Raw genomic sequence first — 15,388 nt, forward strand, 5'->3', positions numbered from 1 at the left:
AATTCTTCATAAAAAAACTAGTTAACTGCGTTTCCAGCCAGCCAGCCGGTGGAAACAGCAATTTGAATATTATAACCACCGGTCAGGGCATCGACATCGAGCATCTCTCCAGTGATATAAAGATTTTTAATCTTTTTTGATTCCATCGTTCCCGGATCCACTTCTTTTACGTTCACACCGCCAACCGTAATAATGGCTTCGTTAAAATCCCGCAGTCCAGCAATACTAAGCCTTAACTGTTTAAAGCACGCCACCAGCTTTTGTCGCTGCTCTTTGGTGATCTGGTTAACCTTGACGTCCGGATCAATCCCCGACAAGGCTACCATGACGGGAATCATTTTCGATGGCAACAAATCCCCCAAAGCATTCCCAAAAATCTTGTTTTGATATTTAAGGAAATCCCGTTGAATCCGGGCATCCATTTGATCAATACTTAACGCCGGTTTTAAATCCAATTCCAGACGATAATCTTTGGTATTCCCCATCAGGTAAGAACTCAGCGATAAAACCAGCGGCCCCGATATTCCAAAATGAGTGAACAGCATCTCACCCAGCATTGATTTGACCTTTTTTTGTCCCTTTGGTGTTTTTTTATATAGGGTTAAAGCCACGTTTTTTAGTGACAGCCCCTGCAGATCCCGAGGCCAATCTTCTTTGGTATTAATTGGCACCAACCCTGGAGACAACGGTGTGATCTGATGCCCGCTTTTTTCCAAGATTTGAAAAAAATTACCGTCTGATCCGGTGGACGGATAACTCTTGCCACCCGTTGCCAGAATTACTGCATCATAACTTCGGGTTTCACCGTTTTCCAACACAATTCCATTGACGGTATTATTCGTAATTAACAGATCGATTATTCTGGTATTTAAATAAATCTGGCAACGGTTGTATTTTAATGCCGTCTTAAAGCCACTGATGACATCGCTTGATTTATCCGAAACCGGAAAAACCCGATCGCCCCGCTCAATTTTTAAGGGTACCCCATTTTTTTCAAGAAAGGTCATGAAATCCACATTGGTATATGAATATAAGGCGCTGTACATAAAACTGTGATTGTGAACAATGCTGTCAAAATAGTCGCCAATATCAACAGCGTTCGTCAGATTACAGCGACCTTTTCCGGTGATATAAAGTTTTTTTCCCAGTTTTTCATTGCTATCGTACAAATCAACCAGATGCTCTTTTTCGGCCGCTGCCACCGCCGCCATCATGCCGCCGGGGCCTCCGCCAATTACTGCTATCCTACTCATTGATTATTTTTTCCTTTCCTGAACTATTTTTCCAATTCATCGCCCGTATAGATATAATGCTCTCGCCAAATTTCTTCAAGTTCATTAAAGGTCTCTCTGGTTTTGCCAATATTTCTAAGTCCCACCGAAATCACCAGGGCATTGATGAGTGATAGCGGTGCCACTAGTGAGTCAACAAACGAGTAAACATTGCTTTTAGCAATCAGCCGATGTTGGGTAAAAACATTGATCGGTGCATTCTCATTATCTGAAATCGTAATGATTTTTACCCCTTTGTTTTTTAAAAATTCAACCGCCTCATAAGTTTTTTGGGCATAGCGGGGAAAACTGATGGCAATGACCACATCTTCTTCATTCACCCGGATCAAATGCTCATAGATATCGGACACCCCATAATTAACCACCCGCACATTATCAAGAATCAGATTAAGATAATAACCCAGATGCTCAGTTAGCAGGGTCGTCGTCCGAAAGCCGATGATAATCACTTTTCGGGCATCCAGAATCAGATCAATACAGGACTTGAAAATTTCATAGTCAAACTCCTCAAAGGTGGCGTTGATATTTGATAGATCTGACTTTAAAACATTTTGCACGGTTTCCTGTAAGGCTTTTTCTTTTTGCTCATTTCGCAAGGTCATATCGATCCGCTCAATGGTCGTCAGCTTGCTGTTGATTTCATTTTTTATCGCCCGACGAAATTCCGGATAACCTTCATAACCCAGAGTTACTGAAAAACGAACCACGGTTGCTTCACTAACACCAACACTTTTAGCCACTGATACCGCCGACATTTCAGCCGCATTTTCATAATGACTCAGCATAAAGTCAGCAATTAATTTATGGGACTTGCTGAGCTTTGGATAGCGCTTCTTAATAGCTGAAAAAATATCCCGGCTTTCTTTTACACTTGAAACGTCTTTCATTTTTACCTCGTTCTCTGGATGATGATTAATGTTGGCGGAGATTTTCGATTCAATGTTTGAAAATGATGGGCCACAAAAGGAGCTTCCAACATTTCACACCAGGCAATCACCGCCTGAGCTTCTTCGAATCCTCCGGGATGCCCCGGATAAAGGCAAATGGTCACCATTCCACCAGACGACAATAGTCGCAATGTACTATTAAGTGCTTTGATCGTTGTTTCGACTTTTGTAATAATGGCTGGATCACCGCCAGGAAAATAGCCGAGATTAAACATAACCGCTTTCACGGCCTGCCCGCCAACCCCCGCTTCGGCTAGTCGTGGTATTATAAATTCGTGACTATCACATACTAGCGTCACGTTGTCTACAGATCTGCTACTACCCAGCAAAATTTTAGTCTGTTGCAGTGCAACCGTCTGAATATCAAAAGCAAAAACCCGGCCGTTTTCACCCACACATTGCCGCAAAAACAGCGTATCCTGTCCGGTTCCAGCTGTGGCATCAACCGCAATGTCTCCGGGTTCAAGTACCGGTCTCAAAAATTCCCAAGCAAGGTCAGTGACACGCAATGGCTTATTTTTCACTGCAACCGGCACAAGGCTTGAAAAACTCTCCAACGAAATCGTGATGGAACAGTATTTCCCCTTCTTCTGTTAATTCATGATCTTTGAAGTATGCAGCAAATTCGCCTGTTGCCCCCTGTACCGACAGGGTTGTACAACCTTCTTCAGCCATTTTATAAAGCAAGGTTCGAATAATACCATCAAATACTGCCATCATCTGATCACCCTGATAGATCATAATCATCTCGTAAATATCGACCTGTTCTTCACCATAAAAAAAACGAATCGCTCCCAAAACTTCAGACTTGGCCGTGTCCTCCGCCACGATATATAGATCCCGTTCTTTTTCTTTTTCTGGAAACAGTGCCTGAATTTGACTAAACGCTCTTGGAAATCCTATTTTTATCATTCGTTTGCTCCTTTTAAATACGTAATTTCGTTATGATTTAAATACCGCCACTCCCCGGGTTTTAGATTTCCCAAGGTCAGCTTACCAACAGCTACCCGTTTTAAGTCAATGACTGGGTGACCGATAACTGCGCACATTTTCCGGATCTGTCGTTTTTTTCCTTCGTGAATCTGCATTTCCAGCAGACTGGTCTGTGGATTCACTTTGAGTACCTTGACGGCTGCCGGGGCGGTGTGGTAATCCTCGATATCGATGCCGTGACGGAAGGCTTCCAAACTGCTTTTGTCAGGACAGCCTTTAACCAGACCAATATAGGTTTTGACAAACTCATGACTGGGGTGAGTCAACCGAAATGTCAGATCTCCGTCATTCGTCAGCAGCAATAGACCTTCGGTATCCATGTCCAGACGTCCGACGGTGTAAAGCCGTTCTTTTATCGGCACCAGATCCAGCACCCGTTGACGACCATGCGTATCCTCTGAAGTCGATAAAACCCCTTTGGGTTTATTAATCATTACATAAATTTTTTCAGCTGTACTCAGTCGTGTTCCGGCAACGATAATGTCATCGTGTTCCGGTTCAACCAGGAAACCCGGTTCACGAATCGTGATCCCATTAACCTGAACCAGACCCTCCTTGATCAATTCTTCAGATTTTCTCCGGGATGCTACCCCGCATTGCGCCATGTATTTTTGAATTCTCACTGGGCCGCCTCCAAAATCCGGGCATCGCCCATGGTTTTTTCCAGCATCCCAGCCAGCACCGCTTCACTGGAATCGGCTGAGTCTTGCGTTTTGGTCTTTAACAGTTCCAAATCAAAACTTTCCTGTTTGCCCTGGGAAAAAACCTCAAACTCCGGCATTTCTTTTAAACTGCTTAAGCCCATGGTCTTTAAAAAGGCGTTGGTCGTTTTATAAAGAATCGGTCGACCCGGTGCTTCCAGACGGCCACCATCACAAATCAACCCCCGATCCAGCAAACGTTGAATGGCACTGCTGGAGCTGACTCCTCTGAGATCATCAACGGCCAGCCGAGTAACCGGTTGACGGTAGGCAATAATTGCCAGGGTTTCCAGAGCCGCCCGGGATAAACCGGTTTTTTCCTGCTGGCGGGTAATGTCTTTGATGTACGCATAGTATTCCGGTTTTGTGGAAAGCTGATAGGTATCCTTTATTTGAACCAGACGAATGCCTCTGGCCTGCGATTGATAATCCTGTTTAAGAATCTCCATCGCAAACTGCACTTCCGCTACTGGTTTATCCAGACATCGACACAGTTCCGACATCGATACCCCATCACCAGCGCCGAACAGAATCCCTTCGATGACGCCGGCCAATTCATCACTGTTCATTCTCCTCCACCTCCCTATGAATTTGAAAATCAATAAATACCCGATTTTGAAGCAATCTAAGCCCGCTGGTTTTAACCATCTCCAGCAGTGATAGCAGGGTTACCACCACTTCCTCCCGAGAAATATCTGGATGAAGTAGCTCTGAAAAGCTGACTCCGTCATCGCCAGCCTGAACCAGAATCTCCGTTATTTCAGCAATTTTTTCTTCTATACTGAATAACTCCCGAATGATCTTCTGCGGCGGTGCAATCGCCTCACTCTCTTCTTCCTTCTGAAACAACAGCCGTTTAAAGCACTGTTCCAGGGCGTAGGGATCAATAACAAGCGGAGCCGCTTCCGCATTTTGTGGAATGTACTCCGGATCGCGATAAATGGCGCAAAGCTCCTCTTGCTCCCGTGACTGAAAATAACGACTAATCTCTTTAAAGACCTTATATTCCACCAGTTGACGAACCAGTCTGGCCTGAAGATCTTCGGCATCTTCCTGCTCGGTCTCGGTTTTTGGCAGTAATGCCTTCGCCTTGATCTCCAGCAATCTAGCCGCCATGATAATGAATTCGCTGGCAACATCCATATCCATGTCCTGCCAGCTGCGAATTTGTAATAAATACTGGTTGGTAATCTCAGCAATGGGAATATCACAAATATCGATCTTATTTTTCTGGATCAGATTGATTAGCAGATCCAGGGGCCCTTCAAACGTCTCCAGACTAACTGCATATGCCATCGTCAGGACCAGATCAGATTAAATATTGGCAGTAATATCGCAAAAAACAGGCTCGATATCCCATTAATAACAGGATTAATAATCAATCCCAATAACCCGGTAAACGCCAGGACGAAAATTGCAATCATACCATAGCGTTGATATTTATAGTACGTCATCAATGCCTTTGGTGGTAAAAATAAAACCAGAATCTGGGAGCCATCCAGTGGTGGAATCGGAATAATATTAAAGACCGCAAACATAATATTATAAATATAAATATACTGCAGTACCAGCATCAACACTTCATTATTAAGCGGAACCACTGCCAGATAGGCAGCCATTCCTAAAAATGCCAGAATCAGATTGGTGAGCACCCCCGACAGCGATACCACAATCATTCCTTTCTTTCGATCTTTGAAATTTCCGGGATTAACCGGTACCGGTTTGGCCCAACCAAAGCGAAACAGCAGCATCGAAATAAATCCCAGCGGATCAATATGTTTCAGCGGGTTTAGGGTTAATCGTCCGGCATTTTTAGGGGTCGGATCCCCCATAGAATCTGCGGCATAGCCGTGGGCCATTTCATGAAAACTGATGGCGATCAGTATTCCTGGCAGGCTCAATATTAGATTATAAAAATAGTCTGGTGTAAAATTAAACATTATTCTTACCTCATAATTTGACATTGTATCTTTGATTCACTCAAACAATCGCTCCTTTTTAGCTACCGCGTTGACAAATCAAATTTCCCTTTTTTTCTGCTCCACCCTTAGGTGCTTAACCGATACGTCAAAGCGCTGATGCATAATACAAAATAGATGATTTATTCTAATGCTCTGCATCGAAATAAACCATCTATCCTCATTGAACATTATTACTTTGCTATCATTCTTCTGGCGGCAATGGTGAAATAATATCCCAGTGCTGCCACGGTTTTGCCGTCAATAAATTGTCCGTTGATAAACAGTGTCCGCACCGTCTTGACGGGAATTTTAACAACTCGAATATATTCATCGGGATCTTGTTCCAGGGGATCCCAAACAAACTCCGTAGCACAAAATAGGGTAATTTTCTCCGTACAATAACCAGGCGTCGGAATAAATTCGCCCAGCTTAAAAAGATTAAGTGGCCGATAACCAATTTCCTCGCGACATTCCCGGATGGCTGCAGCTTCCGGATCTTCTCCGTTTTCCAGTAAACCGGCCGGTATTTCAGTTAATAGTTGCTGACTGGCAATTCGATATTGTTTTACAAAAAGCATTTGGCCATTTTTAACCGCCAAAACGGCCACTGCTCCCTGATGCTCAACAATCTCACGTTTTGATAAACTACCGTCTGGAAGTTCAACCTCATCAATCCGTAACTTAACAATCCGGCCGTCATAAATCGAGTCGCTCTTTATGGTTTTTTCAAACTGTTTCATGTCCACCCTCGGTCTGTTTTTCGGAAATCAATCGTTCCAGTTCATCCATAAACGAAGCAACATCCTTAAATTGTCGATATACTGAGGCAAAACGGACATAGGCGACCTGATCCATACTCTTTAAGGCAACCATCACCTGTTCCCCGATCAACGAAGAGGGCACTTCTTTCATTTCACTTTGATAGAGACTCCGTTCCAGATCATCAACCACTGTTTTTATGGCATCAATGGGCACCGGTCGTTTTTCACAGGCCTTAATCATACCATTAAATATTTTGTTTTTGTCGAAGGCAGTTCGCTGACCGCCTTTTTTAACAACAATCAGGGGAATGTTCTCGATCCGTTCGTAGGTGGTAAACCGTTTATTACAGCGGTTGCATTCCCGGCGACGGCGAATCATTGTTCCTTCTTCAGATGGCCGAGAATCGACCACCTTACTGTCATCGAACGCACAATACGGACATTTCATCGGGATTATTCTTGAGTCAGAAAATCTGGAATTGAAAATTCACCAACGGAATCATTGGCACTCTTGACAACTTTTTTAATAACGGCTTTCTTTTCTTTTTCACCGCCGGATAAAAAACCGGTAGCAATAACGGTAATCTTGATTTCATCGCCAAGAGATTCATCAATGGTTGCTCCAAAAATAACGTTGGCATCTGGATCGGACGCTTCTCTGGCGATGCTGGCAGCCTTATCCACTTCAAATAATGACAGGTCTTCACCCGCAGTGATATTAAGCAGTACGCCGGTTGCACCATCAATCTGGGTTTCCAACAGTGGACTGAGAATCGCTTGTTTAGCAGCTTCTTCAGCTCGGTTATCACCGGTTGCCCGACCAACACCCATATGAGCGAGACCGGTGTCTTTCATAATTGTTTTGACATCGGCAAAATCAAGACTGATCAGACCTGGCATAGCGATCAGATCGGAAATACTCTTAACCCCCTGAAGCAGAACATCATCGGCCAATTTAAAGGCATCTTTTAGCGAGGTTGATTTATCGGCCATTCTTAATAACCGGTCATTTGGAATTGTTACCAGCGAATCGACATTTTCCTGTAAAAACTCACTGGCAATCTGAGCATTACGCATCCGCACCCGGCCTTCAAAAGAAAATGGCTTGGTAACCACACCAATGGTTAAAATGCCCATATCTTTGGCGATTTTTGCAATAATCGGAGCTGCTCCAGAGCCAGTTCCACCACCCATACCAGCTGTTAAAAACAGAAGATCAGTGTCTTTGATCATATCGGCAATGGCATCTTTGCTTTCTTCAGCAGCTTTCTGTCCAATCTCAGGATTCCCTCCGGAACCGAGTCCTTGAGTTATTTTTTCTCCAATTTGAAGTTTCTTTTCAGACAAAGCTAAAGCCAGGGCTTGCTTATCGGTATTGATCGCAATAAAATCCACGCCCTTCATTCCGGCTTCAATCATGCGATTAATGGCATTATTTCCGCCACCACCAACACCTATAACCCGAATTTTTGCAAAATTATCGTAATTCCCATCTAATTCAAACACTTTTATTCCTCCTCTTACTAAACAGCTTTCCCTACTAAATTGATATTGCTTGTATCTTTTTTTCTGAAACACTTTGCTAATTTCAGTTGCTTTTAATCGTTTAAAACATCGCCTTCCCGTATTCAGGGTTAAAGAAATGTTCACTCCTTTATATTAACCTTTATTGACAAATTTTTCAACTATTGAATAATAAATTAAGTAAAATAACGTTAATATTTTATTATTCACAGAAATAACTTGACAAAATGCCGGGCTGTCCCAAACGCTTAGCGGGGTTTAATGACTGGTTTTGTCCCTGCTGCCAGATTAATAATCATGTTACTGGTATTTTTATCCAGATTTGTCTGAATATAAGGCTTATTATCCATATAATTATCATAATCCCAAAGAATAATGACTGTTCCATTTTTGGTGACAATTTCATAAGTGTTCACATCCGTCATCCGCACCTCGGATATCTTCGCCAAGTTACCGTCACTCTTTAGATCTTTCAGAATATTCATTACGGTGTCAAAACGCCAGTAGGGCTCAACCACTACTTCCTTACCAATCTCCGATATGGATACTGCATCACTGCCAAAAACTAATGGGATATCCGTTTTTCTTAAATATTCTCCGTCTTCGATCAGTTTTTTGTCTTCAGTGAGATAATAAACCTTGTTATCATAATTGACCGCACAAATCGGTACCGACTCAACCATGCGGATCAGAATCTTATTGGGCATGATTTTGGATATTTCCAATTCATCCAGATTCATCAGTGAATTAATATTGTAATTTGCCTGATTGACATCGATCAAAAAAATACTTTCGCCCACGTTGATGCCCGATGCTTTTACAACGGTCTCAGTATCAATAATCTCATTTCCGACCACTTCGATTTCTGCAATATTAAATATCCCCAGGTTAACAGCCTGATAAGCGCCAAAACTGATCGCACCAATTACCCCTAGAATAACCAGAATCGTAATCAACCCTTTCATGATCCGTTTTCGCTTATTTGCTTTGCGTTGCCGACGCCGTTGCTCCCGAAGCTCCTGCTTTGTCGGCTCGTAGTTTTGCGGTTTATTGATGATTTTATCTTTGGGTTTCTTCTTCTTTGATCGTTTCATTAATTCTCCATTAATTTCTTGATTTCATCATAAATCCGATCTCCGGCATTATTTATACTCAGCTCTTTCGTAATTTGACCCATAGTCTGACGTTTTTTGTCGTCATCCAATAGCGTTTCAACCATTTGAATCAACAGCGCTCCAGTCAGATCTTTGTCCTTAATCAGAACCCCACCGCCTGGATCAGTAATCACCCGGGCATTGAATTCCTGATGATTTCCGGCAGCCATTGGGTAAGGTACCAGAATTGAAGGTACTCCCATCGCCTGAATTTCCGCCACTGACATCGCTCCTGAACGACTGATCACCAGATCCGCCGCACCTAAAAGACGGTGTACTTCATTACTGTAAGCTTCCACGAAAACATGGCCGGATGGGGAAAGTCCGAAGTTTTCAACTTCTTTTTTTATCAACTGGTACTGATCTTTTCCAGTTAAATGATAAATGATCCGATCCTCCCGATTCTGATAGGATGCAATCAGCGATAGTGCACTCTGATTGATGGAACCAGCCCCCTGACTGCCTCCCATGATCAGCACCATTTTTTGAGTGTCAGAAAGATTCAAATGCTTTCGCAATTCACAGCGGTCGATTTGATGATATTCTGCCCGCACCGGGTTTCCGGCCAGAAAGGTTCGCTCTCCGGGAAAATATTGTTTCGCCTCTTTAAAACTAATGGCAATTCGATCAACCCGTTTACCCAGCATTAAATTGGTTTTGCCGGGATAGGCATTCTGTTCATGGATCATCGTTTTGATCTTTCGACGACTGGCAATTAACAACAACGGTCCAGCGGTAAAACCGCCAGTACCAATCACCAGATCCGGCTTGTGTTTTGCAATTATTTTTTTGGCATCGTTGAGTCCGTCAAAAATTCCTTTAATTGCTGCCAATGTTTCCAGGGAAGCTTTTCGTTCAAAACCCCTGACCCGAATATACTCAATCGGATAGCCATACTGAGGAATAATATTCTTTTCCATTCCCACCATTGATCCAATAAAGATAATCTCGGCTCCGGGATTTTCTGTTTTTATCTTTTCAGCAATGGCCAGTCCCGGATAGATATGTCCCCCGGTTCCGCCGGCTGCAATCAGTACTTTCACCGTCTACCTCACAATCTTTTTCTTGTTCGCTGCTGGCTTTCTGGTCAGCTCCAGTTTTTTGCCAAGATCAACATTTCTGGAAATATTTAGAATCGGCCCCATCATCCCAAATAGAATAACCATTGAGGAACCACCGGCACTGATAAAGGGCAGGGCCATCCCGGTTACCGGGATAATCGCTGAAGCCACCCCAATATTAACCAATACCTGAAATGCCAGCAGCAGCATAACGCTGCTGGTATACAGATAAGCGAAGGTGTCCTGAGATTTTTGGGCAATCTGAAAGCCCCGCCAGATGACAAAGGCAAATACGCCCAAAACCAGCAAACAGCCAATAAAACCGAATTCTTCGGCGATGTTGGCAAAGATAAAATCATTCTGTAACTCCGGCAAAAACAGATACTTCTGTTTGCCATTACCCAAGCCTCGGCCAAAGATTCCTCCCGTCCCGATTGCTAAGAGCGACTGGGAGATCTGATAATCATATCCACCTTTGCCCAAAAAAACATTGAAACGATCGAGCCGCCAGGGTTCAGCGATCATTAAACCGGCCACCGCCAATAATCCAAAACCCAGATAGGGGTAGAAAAGTTTGAATTTTATCCCGCCAAAATAAAACACCCCACCGGCAGCCAGCGCAATCGCCATGGCTGCACTTAGCGATGGTTCAATGGCAGTCAGCCCGCAGATCAGTCCCAGTGGCAGCATGCAATTTAATAAAAATGGCATGTTTTCTTTAATAATTCCGGGTTTTCGGGAAATAACCGTACTCATATAAAGTATTACAGCGACCTTGGCTAATTCCGACGGCTGAAAGGTAGTCACTTTAAAATCGATCCACCGCCTGGCATCATTTACCTTTAATCCGATTCCTGGGATTAAAACAATAATCAATAGAAAAACAGAAATCACAATGCCCACCAGATAGTATTTTTTATAAACCCGGTAATCAATCCTACTCATGATCCCCATGACGGTCACACCCAAAATGACAAAAACCAGTTGTTTCAAGAACAGGGCATAGCCTTTTTCGCCACTGATTGTGGATGAGTACATGCTGGCACTAAATACCATAATCACCCCGATACCCGCCAACAGCATCAGGGCAATCAAAAAGGGGCGATCTATTTTTCCATTCTTCATGGTTTACTCCTCGGTTTCTTATTGATTTTCGATCACCAATCGTTTGAATACCCGACCACGGATCTCATAATTGTCAAACATGTCCCAGCTGGCACAGGCAGGCGATAACAAGACGGTATCACCGGACACTGCTTGCGCTTTGGCACAGGCAACGGCTTCCTCGTAATTGTCCACCTTGGTGATGGCTCTAACGCCCTTGGCTTTAGCCGCTTTAATCAGATCCTCAGCGGTCACACCTAAAACAATCAGTTGTTTAACCCGTTTTGCCACCAGTTCCATCAGTTCGGAATAATCTTCCTTTTTATCATAGCCTCCGGCCAGCAGAATAATCGGTTCTTTCACTGCATTGAGAGCCGTAATGGTAGCATTGGTATTGGTGCCTTTGGAGTCGTTGATATAGGTCACTCCCGCAAAACAACCAACCATTTCCAGCCGATGTTCCACGCCTTCAAAAGCTTTAAGCACCGCTACAATAACATCCAGCTGAACGCCTGAAAAATAAGCCAGAGTCAGTGCTGCCAGGGCATTCATGGTGTTGTGGGGCCCGATGATACCCAGCTCGTCTTCCCGACAAACAAAGATCTTTTCCTGACCGTCATTGATATAGATTTCGCCATTTAAACACCAGGCCCCATAATCAACCGTTTTTTGATAACTGAACACTGCCTTTTTTGTAACTGCCTTTTCACCCAATTGACAGACTAAGTGATCATCGCCATTGAGTACCAGCAGATCTTCACTCGTTTGATTTTCAAAGATTCGTCCCTTGGCATTCACATAATTCTCCATCGTCAGGTGCCGATCCAGATGATCGGGGGTCAGATTGAGAATCGCTGCCGCCCGGGGCCGAAAGGTATGAATGGTCTCCAGTTGAAAGCTGCTGATTTCGGTCACAAAGACTTCATCGGTGGTAGCACTGTCGACATAGTTGGTAATCGGATCGCCGATATTTCCCACCACATAGGTTCCCCGGCCGGAGGCTTTGAATATTTCTCCCAGCAGCGTCGTGGTGGTGGTTTTTCCATTGGTTCCAGTAACCGCAATAAAAGGTGTTCTTGTCAATCGATAGGCTGCCTCAACCTCTCCAGTGACAGGAATACCCTGTTCGTAGGCCGCTTGAATAACTGGAATAATCAGAGGAACCCCCGGACTGACCACCACTTCGTCAATCACCTTTAAAATCTCCAGACCTGGTTGCATTCCAAAGATTGACTCAAAATCAGGGTTTTTTTCATAATCCAGAATCTGGGGAAACTCTTTTAAAACTATCCCTGCCGCCCGGGTGTCCGTTAACACCACTGCTTCGCCGTGTTTTAATAATAATTCAGTGACTGCAACCCCACTCCGTGCGGCTCCTATCACCAGGGTCCTTTTTCTCATAGTGCGTTCTCCTATCCTAAACAAATAAATGCAATGGTTACAAAAATAGCGGTGGCGACCCAAAAAACGGTGACAACCCGGGTTTCGCTCCAGCCTGACAGTTCGAAATGATGATGAATCGGAGCCATCTTAAAAAATCGCTTTCCCCCGGTGGATTTAAAATAGCCCACCTGAATGACAACCGATAACGCCTCGATGACAAACAATGCTCCGGCAATCAGCAAAAAAATCTGCAACTGGGTGATGATTGCCATAACCACAACAGCTCCCCCCAATGCCATCGAACCGGTGTCTCCCATAAAAATGTCTGCCGGATTTGAATTATGTCTTAAAAAGCCCAAACAGCCACCAATGATGGCACCAATAAAAATACTGGTATTGGCCTGGGGCAGAATCAGTGAACCCACAAAAAAGAAAATAGCAACAATCAGGGTAACGCCTGATGCCAATCCGTCCAAACCATCGGTTAAATTAACGGCATTGACAATTGATACCACTGCAAAAATAGTAAAGGGCACATACCATATTCCAAAATCAACAGTCCGGTTCAGTAGCGGTACCACCAGTTCCGAACCAATGGCTGGTGAATAATATGCGTAGAGGGCAATGACCAGCGCACCAATACATTGCAACGCCATTTTCTGCCAGGCCCGCAATCCCAGATTATGTTTTTTTGCCACCTTAATATAATCATCAATAAACCCGATACAACCAAAATAGAGCATCACCAGAACCGGGAAAAAATCCCAGCTTCCGATCAGCGCCGACAAAACACTAAACGCCACCAGAACGCCCAATTGAATCACCACCCCCCCCATGGTTGGCGTACCCGATTTCTCCAGATGGCTTTGCGGGCCTTCTTCCCGGATCGCCTGCCCGAATTTCAGGCGTTTGAGCATCGGAATAAAGCGGGGTGTCACAAAATAGACAACCAAAAAGGAAATCAGCAGACTGATCAACCCTGTTTGCAAACTTGTCATCTCCATTCTTTCCCACCTTCCTTAATAAAATCAATCACCCGTTCCAATCGCATCCCCCGGGAGGCTTTGATCAGAATGATATCGCCCGGCTGGATGAGCGCTTTTAAACACGTACCAGCTGACAACGCATCCGCAGCCTGATAAACTGTTCCGGCATGATCATAACCCTGACAAATCGCCTGTCCCAGCTCGCCAACACCGATTAGAAGGTCTACTTTATCCCTGGCATAGTTTCCCACTTCGACATGGGCAGCCGGCCCATGTTCGCCCATTTCCAGCATATCTCCAAGAATGGCAATCTTTCGCTGGTAGTCACGTCCCAGCGCCGCCAATACATCCAACGAGGCTCTCATCGCATCCGGATTGGCATTGTATGAGTCATTGATCACCTTGATTGAGCCCATCGTGGAAATATCCATCCGGTTGCCGCTGGGGACAAAGGCATCCAACCCTCTTTGAATTTCTGCTTGGGTCATCCCATAAAAATATCCCAAGCCGATTGCTACCAGACAATTATAAACATTATGTCTCCCGGGGTAGTTAAATGTATAGCTCTCATTGCGTCCTTCCCACGCTACCTGGATTTTTAGACCTTCTTGAGTTGATGTATAGTGCGTAGCCTTAACATCATGTTCACCATCAATCCCAAAGGTTCTAACCTGGTATGGATTCTTCTCTGTTTTTATCTTCTTTAAAAAATCATCATCACCATTTATATACGCTATACCATCAGCCGCTAAAGTTTGGAGAATTTCTTTTTTTGCCAGAAAAATATTATCCTGGGTTCCCAGGCGTTCAATATGACTAAGACCGACATTGGTGATCACACTGATCGATGGATCCACCAATTCAATCGATTTTTTTATATCTCCCAGGTGATCCATGCCCATTTCAATCACAGCAATTTGATGCTTTGGTTCCAAATTAAATAAGGTCTGGGGAATACCGTACTCATTATTAAAGTTTCCTTCCGTTTTTAACGTATTAAACTTTTGCGTCAGCACTGCGGCTACCAGGTCTTTAGTAGTTGTCTTGCCGCTGCTACCAGTTATGGCGATCACTGGCAGATTGTAACGATGCCGGTTAAAGCTGGCCAGCGCTTTCATCGCCGCCAGGGTGGAGACCACATAAATAACTGTCATTTCTGACGGAAACGATCGGTTTTTTTCCTGTGTCAGACAAACCATGGCACCATTTGAGAAGGCCTGACTGATGTAATCATGACCGTTATTTGTTTCCCCGATAATGGGAACATATAACGCATTATTTTTAATTTTGCGGCTGTCGATGGCCACATTTCCAATCGATATTGCAGGATTACCCTGGAGTAATTCTCCCCGGGTTATCTGAAGTATTTCATCAATACTGATACTTTCCATGGATACTACCTGAACTTTCTTTCGTATTTGAGTCCGTTCATCGGCGTTGTGCCGTTCTATCAACAAACCCCCTTGCCCAAAAAGACCTTGATATTATATCAAACTTTAAACATAAAGAAAAGCAAGGATT

At 43.9% G+C, this 15,388-nt stretch carries 17 protein-coding genes; all 17 read right to left on the reverse strand.

Annotation, left to right across the window (positions count from 1 at the left end; genetic code table 11):
- Positions 1-17 precede the first annotated feature (17 nt).
- Entirely contained in the window at positions 18-1,253 is a 1,236-nt protein-coding gene (locus Q7P33_RS07635; RefSeq protein WP_303868967.1) for an NAD(P)/FAD-dependent oxidoreductase, read from the reverse strand.
- A 23-nt stretch (positions 1,254-1,276) separates the two neighbouring features.
- Complete coding sequence (locus Q7P33_RS07640; protein ID WP_070371075.1) at positions 1,277-2,179, reverse strand: MurR/RpiR family transcriptional regulator; 903 nt, start codon at positions 2,177-2,179, stop codon at positions 1,277-1,279.
- Positions 2,180-2,181: 2 nt separating this feature from the next.
- A complete protein-coding gene (locus Q7P33_RS07645) occupies positions 2,182-2,763 on the reverse strand; it encodes a class I SAM-dependent methyltransferase (RefSeq protein WP_303868969.1) in 582 nt (193 codons plus the stop codon).
- On the reverse strand, positions 2,753-3,151 hold the full coding sequence (locus Q7P33_RS07650) for a hypothetical protein (protein WP_303868970.1): 399 nt from the start codon (positions 3,149-3,151) through the stop codon (positions 2,753-2,755). The genes Q7P33_RS07645 and Q7P33_RS07650 overlap by 11 nt, the downstream gene beginning before the upstream one ends.
- Positions 3,148-3,837 (reverse strand): pseudouridine synthase, encoded by a 690-nt coding sequence (locus Q7P33_RS07655; protein WP_303869031.1) that lies wholly within the window; start codon positions 3,835-3,837, stop codon positions 3,148-3,150. Before Q7P33_RS07655 ends, Q7P33_RS07650 begins: the two co-directional genes overlap by 4 nt.
- 14 nt (positions 3,838-3,851) lie before the next feature.
- The gene (scpB, locus tag Q7P33_RS07660; protein ID WP_303868972.1) at positions 3,852-4,502 is read right to left on the reverse strand and encodes an SMC-Scp complex subunit ScpB; all 651 of its coding nucleotides are present in this window, start codon (positions 4,500-4,502) and stop codon (positions 3,852-3,854) included.
- Positions 4,492-5,229: a ScpA family protein gene (locus Q7P33_RS07665; protein WP_303868974.1), complete on the reverse strand. Its 738-nt coding sequence runs from the start codon at positions 5,227-5,229 to the stop codon at positions 4,492-4,494. The genes scpB and Q7P33_RS07665 overlap by 11 nt, the downstream gene beginning before the upstream one ends.
- A 2-nt stretch (positions 5,230-5,231) precedes the next feature.
- Complete coding sequence (locus Q7P33_RS07670; RefSeq protein ID WP_070371079.1) at positions 5,232-5,873, reverse strand: site-2 protease family protein; 642 nt, start codon at positions 5,871-5,873, stop codon at positions 5,232-5,234.
- 212 nt (positions 5,874-6,085) lie between these two features.
- Complete coding sequence (locus Q7P33_RS07675; protein ID WP_303868978.1) at positions 6,086-6,634, reverse strand: NUDIX hydrolase; 549 nt, start codon at positions 6,632-6,634, stop codon at positions 6,086-6,088.
- Positions 6,621-7,103: a transcriptional regulator NrdR gene (gene nrdR / locus Q7P33_RS07680; protein WP_303868979.1), complete on the reverse strand. Its 483-nt coding sequence runs from the start codon at positions 7,101-7,103 to the stop codon at positions 6,621-6,623. Before nrdR ends, Q7P33_RS07675 begins: the two co-directional genes overlap by 14 nt.
- 5 nt (positions 7,104-7,108) lie before the next feature.
- Positions 7,109-8,161, reverse strand: coding sequence for a cell division protein FtsZ (gene ftsZ / locus Q7P33_RS07685; protein WP_035356806.1), 1,053 nt, complete (start codon positions 8,159-8,161; stop codon positions 7,109-7,111).
- A gap of 266 nt (positions 8,162-8,427) precedes the next feature.
- Positions 8,428-9,273 carry a cell division protein FtsQ/DivIB gene (locus Q7P33_RS07690; protein ID WP_303868982.1) on the reverse strand — a complete coding sequence of 282 codons (846 nt, stop codon included), beginning with the start codon at positions 9,271-9,273 and terminating at the stop codon, positions 8,428-8,430.
- A complete protein-coding gene (murG, locus tag Q7P33_RS07695) occupies positions 9,273-10,376 on the reverse strand; it encodes an undecaprenyldiphospho-muramoylpentapeptide beta-N-acetylglucosaminyltransferase (protein WP_303868984.1) in 1,104 nt (367 codons plus the stop codon). The genes Q7P33_RS07690 and murG overlap by 1 nt, the downstream gene beginning before the upstream one ends.
- Positions 10,377-10,379: 3 nt before the next feature.
- On the reverse strand, positions 10,380-11,519 hold the full coding sequence (gene ftsW, locus Q7P33_RS07700; protein ID WP_303868986.1) for a putative lipid II flippase FtsW: 1,140 nt from the start codon (positions 11,517-11,519) through the stop codon (positions 10,380-10,382).
- 18 nt (positions 11,520-11,537) lie between these two features.
- Entirely contained in the window at positions 11,538-12,899 is a 1,362-nt protein-coding gene (murD, locus tag Q7P33_RS07705; RefSeq protein WP_303868988.1) for a UDP-N-acetylmuramoyl-L-alanine--D-glutamate ligase, read from the reverse strand.
- A gap of 11 nt (positions 12,900-12,910) precedes the next feature.
- A complete protein-coding gene (gene mraY, locus Q7P33_RS07710) occupies positions 12,911-13,885 on the reverse strand; it encodes a phospho-N-acetylmuramoyl-pentapeptide-transferase (RefSeq protein ID WP_303868990.1) in 975 nt (324 codons plus the stop codon).
- A complete protein-coding gene (gene murF / locus Q7P33_RS07715; protein WP_303868992.1) occupies positions 13,876-15,321 on the reverse strand; it encodes a UDP-N-acetylmuramoyl-tripeptide--D-alanyl-D-alanine ligase in 1,446 nt (481 codons plus the stop codon). The genes mraY and murF overlap by 10 nt, the downstream gene beginning before the upstream one ends.
- Between the last annotated feature and the right edge of the window lie 67 nt (positions 15,322-15,388).

It is taken from the genome of Acetobacterium wieringae, assembly GCF_026646375.1.
Taxonomy (GTDB): domain Bacteria; phylum Bacillota; class Clostridia; order Eubacteriales; family Eubacteriaceae; genus Acetobacterium; species Acetobacterium wieringae_A.